Annotated in this window: 11 protein-coding genes; 5 read left to right on the forward strand and 6 right to left on the reverse strand. The window is 62.7% G+C overall.

The features are described from left to right. Positions 1 to 77 precede the first annotated feature (77 nt). Entirely contained in the window at positions 78 to 431 is a 354-nt protein-coding gene (locus KGA89_RS03430) for a hypothetical protein (RefSeq protein WP_223470610.1), read from the reverse strand. A gap of 442 nt (positions 432 to 873) precedes the next feature. Here KGA89_RS03430 and KGA89_RS03435 point away from each other — a divergent pair, with 442 nt between their 5' ends. Then, positions 874 to 5742 (forward strand): NAD-glutamate dehydrogenase, encoded by a 4869-nt coding sequence (locus KGA89_RS03435; RefSeq protein ID WP_003202639.1) that lies wholly within the window; start codon positions 874 to 876, stop codon positions 5740 to 5742. A 181-nt stretch (positions 5743 to 5923) separates the two neighbouring features. Here the strand turns inward: KGA89_RS03435 and KGA89_RS03440 are convergent, their stop codons facing one another. The 3 genes from KGA89_RS03440 to KGA89_RS03450 form a co-directional block, all read right to left on the reverse strand. Then, positions 5924 to 6328, reverse strand: coding sequence for a cupin domain-containing protein (locus tag KGA89_RS03440; protein WP_223470611.1), 405 nt, complete (start codon positions 6326 to 6328; stop codon positions 5924 to 5926). Positions 6329 to 6591: 263 nt separating this feature from the next. Further along, the gene (locus KGA89_RS03445) at positions 6592 to 6873 is read right to left on the reverse strand and encodes an antibiotic biosynthesis monooxygenase family protein (RefSeq protein ID WP_223470612.1); all 282 of its coding nucleotides are present in this window, start codon (positions 6871 to 6873) and stop codon (positions 6592 to 6594) included. A gap of 121 nt (positions 6874 to 6994) precedes the next feature. Beyond that, positions 6995 to 8428 (reverse strand): PLP-dependent aminotransferase family protein, encoded by a 1434-nt coding sequence (locus KGA89_RS03450; protein WP_003202633.1) that lies wholly within the window; start codon positions 8426 to 8428, stop codon positions 6995 to 6997. A 195-nt stretch (positions 8429 to 8623) separates the two neighbouring features. Here KGA89_RS03450 and KGA89_RS03455 point away from each other — a divergent pair, with 195 nt between their 5' ends. Next, positions 8624 to 9064 (forward strand): carboxymuconolactone decarboxylase family protein, encoded by a 441-nt coding sequence (locus KGA89_RS03455; RefSeq protein ID WP_223470613.1) that lies wholly within the window; start codon positions 8624 to 8626, stop codon positions 9062 to 9064. Between the two features lie 126 nt (positions 9065 to 9190). On the opposite strand, the gene KGA89_RS03460 is transcribed toward KGA89_RS03455, so the two are convergent. Continuing rightward, a complete protein-coding gene (locus KGA89_RS03460; RefSeq protein WP_223470614.1) occupies positions 9191 to 9544 on the reverse strand; it encodes a hypothetical protein in 354 nt (117 codons plus the stop codon). A gap of 201 nt (positions 9545 to 9745) precedes the next feature. Between KGA89_RS03460 and KGA89_RS03465 the strand changes: the two genes are divergently transcribed. The 3 genes from KGA89_RS03465 to KGA89_RS03475 are packed head-to-tail and all read left to right on the forward strand — an operon-like array spanning position 9746 to position 11899. After that, entirely contained in the window at positions 9746 to 10378 is a 633-nt protein-coding gene (locus tag KGA89_RS03465) for a secretin and TonB N-terminal domain-containing protein (RefSeq protein WP_223470620.1), read from the forward strand. Then, positions 10375 to 10920 (forward strand): sigma-70 family RNA polymerase sigma factor, encoded by a 546-nt coding sequence (locus KGA89_RS03470; protein WP_223470615.1) that lies wholly within the window; start codon positions 10375 to 10377, stop codon positions 10918 to 10920. The genes KGA89_RS03465 and KGA89_RS03470 overlap by 4 nt, the downstream gene beginning before the upstream one ends. Before the next feature lie 37 nt (positions 10921 to 10957). Then, a complete protein-coding gene (locus KGA89_RS03475) occupies positions 10958 to 11899 on the forward strand; it encodes a FecR family protein (RefSeq protein ID WP_223470621.1) in 942 nt (313 codons plus the stop codon). A gap of 225 nt (positions 11900 to 12124) precedes the next feature. On the opposite strand, the gene KGA89_RS03480 is transcribed toward KGA89_RS03475, so the two are convergent. Continuing rightward, positions 12125 to 12476: type II secretion system protein GspJ (locus tag KGA89_RS03480; RefSeq protein WP_223470616.1), on the reverse strand; the 352-nt coding region annotated here is incomplete at its 5' end.

Below are 12476 nucleotides of genomic sequence, written 5' to 3' on the forward strand. Positions count from 1 at the left end.
TGCTTCTGGAAGGTGACGCAGAGCGTCACGGGATGCATTCCCACGCAGAGCGTGGGAACGATCAACGCCGACAGGAATCAGAGCTGGCTTATATAGGTGCCCGTCCCCTTGAGGATGTTCTGCAACGTCAGTTCGACTCCCGCCAGGTCCGCCGCATCGGTGTCGTGGGTGATTTCCAGCACGTCGTCGCCGTTCAACGCATCGGCATCCGCCGCCGCAATCTCAATCAGCAAGCGGGTAGGGCTCAGCGTGACTTTCACGCCGTCCAGCGTCGAAGGCTCGCCATCCAGGGCAATCTCCAGTTCGTCTTCGTCGGGGTAGCGGGTCATCAGGAACATTTCGCCCTGGGCGCTGTGGCAGCAGAGCATGGCCATGTTGTCTTCTTCGTCGTCGCACGGATTGGCGATCAGCAGGGTGGTGGTCATTTGCATGGTGATGGCTCCTGGCTCGATGAGCCGAAAAAAGTGGATTTTGCCAGCCTGGAGGACTTTGCGCTGGATTACCGCAATCGGGCTGCTATTTCACACTGCCAGGTGCCGTTTCGCCCCTGGGCTGCTAGGGTTGTTCGATGAACTCGGGCCGGTTTAGCTTGCCGATGACCGAATATGTCGCAGCGCTGCAAGCAGGCACATTGTCGCACTCGTTAAGCTGCGCAACGGATGTGCACCTGCAAAGGCCATCCCGGAGTGGTTTTTGCAGGTGTCCATGACATGAAATTACATGGAAAAGGATGTGACCTGCGGGTCCTGTCCAGCTTCATCCACCTGTCATCCTGTTTCCTCTGCCCGAGAATCAGGAACGGGATGGCCGACAGCCCCGCAGGGGTTGCACGCGACGCTTCAATCAATAACAAGCCCAAGCGGAGTACCACAGATGGCGTTCTTCACCGCAGCCAGCAAAGCCGACTTCCAGCATCAACTGCAAGCGGCACTGGCGCAGCACATCAGTGAACAGGCACTGCCACAAGTGGCGCTGTTCGCTGAACAATTCTTCGGCATCATTTCCCTCGATGAACTTACCCAGCGCCGGTTGTCCGACCTTGCCGGCTGCACCCTGTCTGCCTGGCGCCTGCTTGAGCGCTTCGATCACACGCAACCGCAGGTGCGCGTCTACAACCCCGATTACGAACGCCACGGCTGGCAGTCGACCCACACGGCCGTGGAAGTGTTGCACCACGATCTGCCATTCCTGGTGGACTCGGTCCGCACCGAGCTGAACCGTCGCGGCTACAGCATCCATACCCTGCAAACCACCGTGCTGAGCGTGCGTCGCGGCAGCAAGGGCGAGTTGCTGGAAATCCTGCCAAAAGGCACCCAGGGCGACGGCATCCTGCAAGAGTCGTTGATGTACCTGGAGATCGACCGCTGCGCCAACGCCGCCGAACTCAACGTCCTGAGCAAGGAACTTGAGCAAGTGCTGGGCGAAGTGCGCGTGGCCGTGGCCGACTTCGAACCGATGAAAGCCAAGGTCCAGGAAATCCTCGACAGCCTGGACAGCAGCGCCTACGCCATCGACGCTGAGGAAAAGAGCGAGATCAAGAGTTTCCTGGAATGGCTGGTGGGCAACCACTTCACCTTCCTGGGCTACGAAGAGTTCGTGGTTCGCGATGAGGCCGATGGTGGCCACATCGAGTACAACCCCGATTCGTTCCTCGGCCTGACCAAATTGCTGCGCGCCGGCCTGACCGCCGAAGACCTGCGCATCGAAGACTACGCCGTCAATTACCTGCGCGAACCGACGCCGTTGTCGTTCGCCAAGGCCGCGCACCCGAGCCGCGTACACCGTCCGGCCTACCCGGACTACGTGTCGATCCGTGAAATCGACGCCAACGGCAAGGTCATCAAGGAATGCCGCTTCATGGGCCTGTACACCTCTTCGGTGTATGGCGAGAGCGTGCGGGTCATCCCGTACATCCGCCGCAAGGTCGCGGAAATCGAGCGTCGCTCGGGCTTCCAGGCCAAGGCGCACCTGGGCAAGGAACTGGCCCAGGTGGTCGAAGTGCTGCCCCGTGACGACCTGTTCCAGACCCCGGTGGACGAGCTGTTCAGCACTGTCATGTCCATCGTGCAGATCCAGGAACGCAACAAGATCCGCGTGTTCCTGCGCAAAGACCCGTATGGCCGTTTCTGCTACTGCCTGGCCTACGTGCCACGTGACATCTACTCCACCGAAGTGCGCCAGAAGATCCAGCAAGTGCTGATGGATCGCCTGAAGGCCTCGGACTGCGAGTTCTGGACCTTCTTCTCCGAGTCCGTACTGGCCCGTGTACAACTGATCCTGCGGGTGGATCCGAAGAACCGTCTCGACATCGATCCGGTCTTGCTGGAAAAAGAAGTGGTCCAGGCCTGCCGCAGCTGGAAGGACGACTACGCCAGCCTGGTCGTCGAGAGCTTCGGCGAAGCCCAGGGCACCAACGTGCTGTCGGATTTCCCGAAAGGCTTCCCGGCCGGCTACCGCGAGCGTTTTGCCGCGCACTCGGCCGTGGTCGACATGCAGCACCTGTTGAGCCTGAGCGAAAAAAATCCGCTGGTCATGAGCTTCTACCAGCCGCTGGGCCAGGTCTCCGGCCAGCGTGAGCTGCACTGCAAGCTGTATCACGCCGATACGCCACTGGCGCTGTCCGACGTGCTGCCGATCCTGGAAAACCTCGGCCTGCGCGTGCTGGGCGAGTTCCCGTACCGTCTGCGCCACACCAATGGCCGCGAGTTCTGGATTCATGATTTCGCGTTCACCGCCGCCGAAGGCCTGGACCTGGATATCCAGCAACTCAACGACACCTTGCAGGACGCCTTCGTCCACATCGTGCGTGGCGATGCCGAGAACGATGCGTTCAACCGCCTGGTGCTGACCGCCGGCCTGCCATGGCGCGACGTGGCGCTGCTGCGTGCCTACGCCCGTTACCTGAAGCAGATCCGCCTGGGCTTCGACCTGGGTTACATCGCCAGCACCCTGAACAACCACACCGACATCGCTCGCGAGTTGACCCGGTTGTTCAAGACCCGCTTCTACCTGGCGCGCAAACTCAGTGGCGATGACCTGGAAGACAAGCAACTGCGCCTGGAACAAGCGATTCTCTCGGCCCTGGACGACGTCCAGGTGCTCAACGAAGACCGCATCCTGCGTCGCTACCTGGACCTGATCAAGGCCACCCTGCGGACCAACTTCTACCAGACCGACGCCAACGGCCAGAACAAGTCCTACTTCAGCTTCAAGTTCAACCCGCACCTGATCCCGGAACTGCCGAAACCGGTGCCCAAGTTCGAGATCTTCGTCTACTCGCCACGGGTCGAAGGCGTGCACCTGCGCTTCGGCAACGTTGCCCGCGGCGGCCTGCGCTGGTCCGACCGTGAAGAAGACTACCGCACCGAAGTGCTAGGCCTGGTAAAAGCCCAGCAAGTGAAGAACTCGGTGATCGTGCCGGTGGGCGCCAAGGGTGGTTTCCTGCCACGTCGCCTGCCGTTGGGCGGCAGCCGGGACGAGATCGCGGCCGAGGGCATCGCCTGCTACCGCATCTTCATCTCGGGCCTGTTGGACATCACCGACAACCTGAAGGACGGCGCACTGGTACCGCCGGCCAACGTCGTACGTCATGACGACGATGACCCGTACCTGGTGGTGGCGGCGGACAAGGGCACTGCGACCTTCTCCGACATCGCCAACGGCATCGCCATCGACTATGGCTTCTGGCTGGGCGATGCGTTCGCCTCCGGCGGTTCGGCTGGCTACGACCACAAGAAAATGGGCATCACCGCCAAGGGCGCGTGGGTCGGCGTGCAGCGCCATTTCCGCGAGCGCGGCATCAATGTCCAGGAAGACAGCATCACTGTGGTGGGCGTCGGCGACATGGCCGGCGACGTGTTCGGCAACGGCTTGTTGATGTCCGACAAGCTGCAACTGGTCGCGGCCTTCAACCACCTGCACATCTTCATCGACCCGAACCCGGAGCCTGCCAGCAGCTTTGCCGAGCGCAAGCGCCTGTTCGACCTGCCGCGTTCGGCCTGGAGCGACTACGACACCAGCATCATGTCCGAAGGCGGCGGTATCTTCTCGCGCAGCGCGAAGAGCATCGCCATCTCGCCACAGATGAAAGAACGCTTCGACATCAAGGCTGACAAGCTGACCCCGACCGAGCTGCTCAACGCCTTGCTCAAGGCGCCGGTGGACCTGTTGTGGAACGGCGGTATCGGCACCTACGTCAAGGCCAGCACTGAAAGCCACGCCGATGTCGGCGACAAGGCCAACGATGCTCTGCGCGTGAATGGCAACGAACTGCGCTGCAAGGTCGTGGGCGAGGGCGGCAACCTGGGCATGACCCAACTGGGTCGCGTCGAGTTCGGCCTCAATGGCGGCGGTTCCAACACCGACTTCATCGACAACGCGGGCGGTGTGGACTGCTCCGACCACGAAGTGAACATCAAGATCCTGCTCAACGAAGTGGTGCAGGCCGGCGACATGACCGACAAGCAACGCAACCAGTTGCTGGCGAGCATGACCGACGAAGTCGGTAGCCTGGTGTTGGGCAACAACTACAAGCAGACCCAGGCCCTGTCCCTGGCGGCGCGCCGTGCCTTCGTGCGGATCGCCGAATACAAGCGTCTGATGAACGATCTGGAAGGCCGCGGCAAGCTGGATCGCGCCATCGAGTTCCTGCCGTCTGAAGAGGCGATCAACGAGCGTGTCGCGGCGGGCCATGGCCTGACCCGTGCCGAGCTGTCGGTGTTGATCTCCTACAGCAAGATCGACCTCAAGGAAGCGCTGCTCAACTCCCTGGTACCGGACGACGATTACCTGACCCGTGACATGGAGACGGCTTTCCCGCCGACGCTGGTGAACCAGTTCTCCGAGGCCATGCGTCGCCATCGCCTGAAGCGCGAGATCGTCAGCACCCAGATCGCCAACGACCTGGTCAACCACATGGGCATCACCTTCGTTCAGCGGCTCAAGGAGTCTACGGGCATGAGCCCGGCGAACGTTGCGGGCGCTTATGTGATCGTGCGCGACATCTTCCACCTCCCGCACTGGTTCCGTCAGATCGAGGCCCTGGACCACCAGGTCTCGGCCGACGTGCAACTGGAGCTGATGGACGAACTGATGCGCCTGGGGCGTCGCGCCACGCGCTGGTTCCTGCGCAGCCGCCGCAACGAGCAGAACGCTGCCCGTGACGTCGCGCACTTCGGTCCGCACCTGGCAGCGTTGGGCCTCAAGCTCGACGAACTGCTGGAAGGTCCGACCCGCGAAGGCTGGCAGACCCGCTACCAGGCCTACGTGGCTGCCGGTGTGCCGGAGCTGCTGGCGCGCATGGTTGCCGGCACCACGCACCTGTACACCTTGTTGCCGATCATCGAGGCGTCCGACGTCACCGGCCAGAACGCTGCCGATGTGGCCAAGGCCTACTTCGCCGTGGGCAGCGCCCTGGACATCACCTGGTACCTGCAACAGATCAGCGCACTGCCGGTGGAAAACAACTGGCAGGCACTGGCCCGTGAAGCGTTCCGCGATGACATCGACTGGCAGCAACGGGCGATCACCATCTCGGTCCTGCAGGACGGCGACGCGACCCAGGATGTGGAAACCCGCCTGGCGATGTGGCTTGAGCAGCATCACGAAATGGTCGAGCGCTGGCGTGCCATGCTGGTGGACATCCGTGCCGCCAGCGGCACCGACTACGCCATGTACGCGGTCGCCAACCGCGAACTGCTGGACCTGGCGTTGAGTGGTCAGGCGGTCGTGACGGCCAACTGATCCGGCGTTGAATGAAAAAGCCCCGCATTGAGAGATGCGGGGCTTTTTTTTATATTCGCTGTGAGTCCCTGTGGGAGCGAGCTTGCTCGCGATGGCGGTGTATCAGTCACGTTCAATGTCGCAGACCCACCGCTATCGCGAGCAAGCTCGCTCCCACAGGGGGACAGCTGTGCTGTGGCTGTTAGTTTTTCAGCGGTATCAACACCGCTTCATCCTCACCCATCACCATGAACACCAGCAGTTTCGCCGGCTGGCTCGTGCTGGCGTTTCTCGATACCAGGTGCTCGGACCCCGCCGCTTCATACCAGAACTCCCCAGCCTTGTAGGTCTTTGCCGGCTCACCCTTGACCTGGGAAGTGATGGCGCCTGCCAGTACGTAGGCCATGGCCGTGCCCTCATGCTTATGGGCAATGGACGCTTGGCCGGGGGCATAGTCGACGGTCAGCATCATGGTTTTTTTACCTGGAACGTTTTTCAGCAATTGCTCCTGCAGCACCGTGACCTTCTCCGAAGGCGCGGCTTCGTGGGCGTAGGTCTGGGTAATGGGCAGCAGGCCGAGGGCGGCGATCAGACAGAGTGTTTTCATGAAGGTATGACCCATGTGGTTTCGAGTGATTTCGCGCTGTCGCGGCGATGGATTCACCCTAAGCCCCACGGAGGGGCAAGCAAACGTCCAATCTTTCGGAAGGTGGGTAGACCAATACCGCGATCCACCCAATTTGAAAGCTACCCCCTGTAGGAGCTGCCGAAGGCTGCGATCTTTGGCTCTTGATCTTTGGCTTGGGATTTAATTGGATTGGACAAGATCGCAGCCTCGTTGCACTCGGCAGTTCCTACAGGCGCGGAGTGTCAGCTATTGAAGTCGACGCTGCGCACCAGGCGGTTGTCGATCAGGCTGATGAAGCCTTGCACTTCCGGGCAGTTGAAGTGGGCTTGCATGGCCGCTTCCGACTGCCAGCGGGCACTGACGCTCCAGCGGTCGCCATCGTCCGGGCAACGGTCGACCAGGTAGGCATCGCAGCCCGGCTGCGTACGCAGGGTCTCGACGATTTGTTGCAATTGCCGGCCCAGTTCTTCCGAGCGACCGGCGGCGGCTTGCACCTGTACGGTATTGATCACTTGGCGAGACATTGTTCAGGCTCCTGAATCAAGTCGCAGGGGGTTGTTCAACATCAATGACACCCATGCAGGATAGGCCCGCCGGGGCAAGGCTCAAACAGCCAATGGGCGGATAAATGCCCAGTCCAATCCCTCAGGCCACTTGCTGCAGAATGTCGCGCAAGCGGTCCAGGGCTATGTCGATGTCCAGGGTTTCGATCGCGCCAAAACCAAAGAACAGGCCCGGCCGCACCGGGGCCTCGTTGAAAAAACCATCAAGGCTGTAGAGCCCGACTTCGGCTTTTTTCGCCAGTTCGATCACCAGCGCCAGGTCCATCGGAACCTTGCACAACACCGCCATATGAAAGCCCGCGGTGGTGGGCACGGCCTCGAACCAGGGCGATAAGTCCCCGCCCATGCGAGCCAGGATTCGCTCGCGGCGACCGGCATACAGGGTGTGGCAGCGGCGGATATGCTTGAGCAGGCAACCCTCGGCGATGAACTTCGCCAGCGCCCACTGGGGCAGGGTGGAGGTGTGCTGGTCGGTGAGGCGCTTGGCCAGGATTACCGCTTCAAGAATCGCCGGCGGCAGGATCGCATAGCCCAGGCGCAACTCCGGCAACAAGGTCTTGGAGAAGGTGCCGACGTACGCCACGATCCCGCGCTCGTCCAGGCTCTGCAACGAATCGGCGGGCCGGCCTTCGTAGCGGAATTCGCTGTCGTAGTCGTCTTCGATGATGATCGCTCCCAGCTCATAGGCCCGCGCCAGCAGGGCCTCGCGGCGGGCCTGGCTCATGGGCATGCCCAGGGGAAACTGGTGGGAGGGCGTCACATAAATCAACCGTGTGCCGTCGGGGATCAGGTCGACCCGCATGCCTTGCTCGTCCACCGGTACTCCGACCACCGTGGCGCCCTGGGAGCCAAACAGCAAGCGCGCCGGCGGGTAGCCCGGATCTTCCATGGCCACCAGGCTGCCGGGCCGGGTCAACACCCGCGAAATCAGGTCCAGGGCCTGCTGCGCGCCGTTGCACACCACCACGTCTTCATCCTGGCAATTGACCCCGCGGGAAAACGCGATGTGCCGGGCAATGGCATTGCGTAGCGACGGCAGGCCTTCGGGCTGGCTGTAGAATCCCTTGGCGCTGGCGATCTGGCGCAGCGCGTGGGCCGTGCAGCGCCGCCAGTCGTCCAGCGGAAACTGGCCCTTGCCCGTGGCGCCGCCGATGAAGTCGTAGCGCAACGCACCTTCGAGGGTGGGATGGCGCATCAGGTCGGGCATGGTGCGCCAGGCTTCGACGACGTCGGCGCCGGCCAGCTCGCGGTGGCTCTGTTTGCGCACGATCCTGGCCGGCCGCGCGTTGACGTAGGTGCCTTTGCCGATGATACCGGTGAGCAGGTTTTCGTAGGTCAGTTGGGCGTAGGTGTCGGAGACGGTCTTGCGCGAGACCCCCAGTTGTTCGGCCAGCAGGCGGCTGGGCGGCAGTTGCGTGCCGGCCGCCAGGCGACCGCTTTCGATGGCGCTGCGCAATTGTTGATACAACTGGCCCGACAGGTCCTTGCGGCCGTTGATGACAACATGAAGTTCCATACCCGCAAGCTCCTGGGCGATTGTTTGGCCGCCGGCGTCAAAGGCGCAAGATTACCCGCATTGTGCGACTGCATAGAAGTTGCGTGGGGAAAATCCCGCCTATTGGACTTGCCTCCGGGTTTTTCGACAAATTGGACCTGTCATTGGCCGGTCCCAGGGCCTAGCGTGAAGGTCTCGAATACCACGGAGCCCGCCATGAGCCCGCGTCTGGATTACTACACTGCATCGCCTGGGGCGATGAAAGCCATGATCGGCCTGGAAGCCCTGACCAGTCGCCTGAGTATCGAACCGGCGCTGCTGCACCTGATCAAGATCCGCGCTTCACAACTCAATGGCTGTGCCTTCTGCACCGACATGCATTCGGTGGAGGCGCGACGCCAGGGCGAGGCCGAGCGGCGGCTCTACGCGGTGGCAGTGTGGCGCGACAGCGGTTTTTTCACTGCCCGCGAACGCGCCGCCCTGGCCTGGACCGAGGCGGTGACGCTGTTGGCTGAAAGCCAGGTCCCGGACGACGTCTATGCCCAGGCCCGGGCCTGCTTCAGCGAGGAGGAACTGGTGGACCTGACCCTGGCGATCAGCACCATCAACAGCTGGAACCGGCTGGCGGTGAGTTTTCGCCAGAGTCCGGGGGGCTGATCCGCGAGAGCCAACTGTGGGAGCAAGGCTTGCCCGCGATGAACGATGATGAGGTGAATCTGGCGGACCGTGACGCCTGGATCGCGAGCAAGTTTTGCTCCCACAGAGCAGGTCTGTCGTTTGCCTCTATTTATTTCCGTTGGGCAGCAGCGAATTGCTGGCCGGAACCGGCGGCCGCTGGGGCTTGACCGAAGTGCCAAATGTATTGCCCATGCGCACGCCAGTGGCCGCCGGGGTTGCCAGGCCGATGCTGTTCGGTGCGCGTTCGTTGACCGGCACATTCATGGCGTCCTGGGTCCGTTGCGCAGCTGTTGCAGCTTGCGGGTCGTTGCCCATCTGCCGGCTCAGGCAGTTGTAGTCGGGGGTCTTGTAGCCACCGACGGTCACCTCGATACACGCCGGGGCTTCTTCGCCCTGGGCCCACGGCAGGGCCAGGAGCAGCCCGAAGCCGGCCATCATTTTCGTCCACTGTTTCATCATCGACCTCCTGCCCGTCACACCCGACGGTTCGTTGTCTGGGCACCAGTCTAGTGCGGCCCGGAGGATTTGTATCAGTTGTCATACGACATTCATAAACTCCCCTCAGGATGACGGTTTTCAACGGATACGTCAGTCGTGCAGCAGGGCAGAGCCGGGGGCGGACGCGGGCGTGGATTGACCAGGGCGCCCTTGCGGTGGCTGATGGTGTTGCTGTGTCTGCTGGCCGGGCCGATCCAGGCGGTCGGCCTGGTGGACCTGGACATCGCGCCCCAGGAACTGACCACGGCGCTGGAGCAGTTCAGCCGGGCGACGGGCATGGCGGTGCTGGTGGACCACCAGTTGTCGAGCCAGCGCCATACGCTGGGTGTCCAGGGGCAGTTCACACCTTCCGAAGGGTTGAGGGTGTTGCTCAGTGGCACCGGGCTGGCGGCGCACTATGCCCGGGAGGATGCGTTTACGTTGCAGCCGGTGCAGGTCCGCGAGGTACCGCTGCCTCCCGGCGTCACCCCAGGCTTGAGTGACAGCAACTACGCGGCAGCGATCCAGGCGGTCATCCAGCGCAATTTGTGTCGTTCACCGTTGACCCGCCCAGGCAGTTTCCGGGCGGTGCTGCAAGTGTGGATCGGCCGGGACGGCGTGGTCCAGCACAGCCGCCTGGTCAGTTCCACGGGCGACCTGATGCGGGACAAGGCCTTGGTCAACAGCATGCAAAACCTCAGGATCGACCGCCCGGCGCCCAGCTCGTTGCGCCAGCCGGTGACCCTGCTTTTGTTACCCGACTCATCAGGAAGAAGCATGGAATGCATAGCAGGGGAAGGGGTGTCCGGGCGATGAAAGACTCCGGTCGCAGCCCGTTGGTGAAGCTGTTCCTCACCTCATATGAGGATTTCAAGGTGCGCCTGCGCAGGCGCCTGGGGTCCGAGGAACTGGCCAATGATGTGTTGCATGAAACCTACCTGCGGGTCGATCGAATGGTCGATACCCAGGAGATTGCCCAGCCCAACGCTTATTTATATCGCATGGCCCTGAACATCGCCGCCGACCGTCGACAGGCCGATGCGCGCCTGCTCACCGGCGATGAAGTCGAGGAATTGCTGCAGGTCTCGGATGAAGCGCTGGATCCGGCCCGCGTGGTGGGTGGGCAGAAGGAACTGCAGACCCTGCTCAAGGCCTTGTACGAACTGCCGGCGCGCCGTCGCAGGATTTTCATCGCCGCACGCCTGGAGGAAGCGCCGCACCTGGAAATTTCCCAGCGCTTCGGTATTTCCACGCGCATGGTGGAGAAGGAAATCAAGGCTGCGTTGGGGCACTGCGCCCAGCGCCTGGAAAGAAAAGTCATTCAGCGGTTCGGTCCCGGCGCGGGAAAACCGTCTTGAGAGTAGAGACCCGACCCTTTCGTGAGTGTGTGTGCGCTTGAACATCTTCAGCATCGCTTCCCCTGACGCCACGCCCCAGGCCCGATTGGCCAGCGAGGCCCGAGACTGGCTGATCCTGCTGACCTCGGGGCGCGCCACCGTGGCCGATGCCCGGGCCTTGCGCCTGTGGTGCGGGCAAAGCCCCGAACATGCCCGGGCCTTCGAACAGGCCAAGGCGCTGTGGCAGGGGCTACAACCTGCCGCCGCCGCAGTGCAGGCGCCCCGACATTTCGGCCGTCGGGCGTTGTTGGGTGGCGCCATTGCGGCGTCGGCGGCTTTCCTGTTGATCCGCGCCACGGTGCCCGGTGGTGTTTCCGGGCTGGGAGCCGACTACGTTACCGACGTCGGCGAACAGCGCCGGGTGGAACTGGCCGAGGGCGTCAGCCTGGAACTCAATACCCAGACCCGCCTCAGCCGCCGCGTGCTGGCCGATGGCGGACAAGGACTGGAATTGCTCAGCGGTGAGATTGAAGTGCAGGGGCGCAGTGCCCAGGTAGTCAGCGTCCAGGCCGGCGCCGGCTGGATCAGCGCCGCCCGGGCACGCTTCAACATTCGCTACACCGACCAGAGCGTCTGCGCGACTTGCCTGGAGGGTGTGGTGCAGGTCGAGGTACAAGGCCAGCGGTTTCGCCTGGAGCCGGGCATGCAACTGACTTACGACCCTGGTCGGGTGGGCGCTCCCAAGCGTGCCGATGTGTCGGCAGCCATCGCCTGGCGTGAGCAGGTCCTGGTGTTCAACGACGCGACCCTGGCCAGCGTCATCGATGAAATCAACCGCTACCGTCCCGGCATGTTGCTGCTGCTCAACCGCGAACTGGGCCAGCGCAAGGTCCAGGCGCGGTTTCGCCTGGACCAACTGGCGGGCGTGGCGCTGTTGATCCGCGATGCCTACGGCGCCAAATGCACTGAATTGCCGGGTGGGGTGGTGGTGCTGAGCTGAGGCCAGTGGCGTCTGGGCAGGCCTCATCGCGAGCAAGCTCGCTCCCACAAAGGCCCGGTGCTTGGCCCAAATCTAGAATTCACCCAATACCCCTGTGGGAGCGAGCTTGCTCGCGATGAGGTCGGCACATTCGACATCGCCCTCAACAGACCCACCGCTATCGCGAGCAAGCTCGCTCCCACAATGTGTGCCAAGCCTTGAAGGTCACCCAATAATCTGGGGGAGCTATTCCAATGGCCCCAGCACCTGTCGATATTTCTCTATGCCCTGAGGCGTCTGCCGGGTCAGGCTGATTTCGATGCCCATCGGGTTTTCCTGGCGGTTGCCGCTGAGCTTGCGCCAGCCTTTTTCCCTGTCCCAGAACCGCAGTCCAGCGTCGCTGACGTCACTGAGCACCGCCACGCCCGGGCCGGGCGCGGGCAGTGGATAGCGATTGCGGGCCTGGCCTTGGGCGCGGTAAAGCGTGTCGCCCTTGAGCCACCAGCGCACCCGTTGCAACTCGCCCTCCTGGGTCGCCGCCACGCGGATCACATCCAGGCGAAACCCCCTGCCATCGGTGCTGCGCACGGTGAGGGCG

It is taken from the genome of Pseudomonas sp. A-RE-22, from assembly GCF_019956035.1.
GTDB classification, from domain to species: domain Bacteria; phylum Pseudomonadota; class Gammaproteobacteria; order Pseudomonadales; family Pseudomonadaceae; genus Aquipseudomonas; species Aquipseudomonas brassicacearum.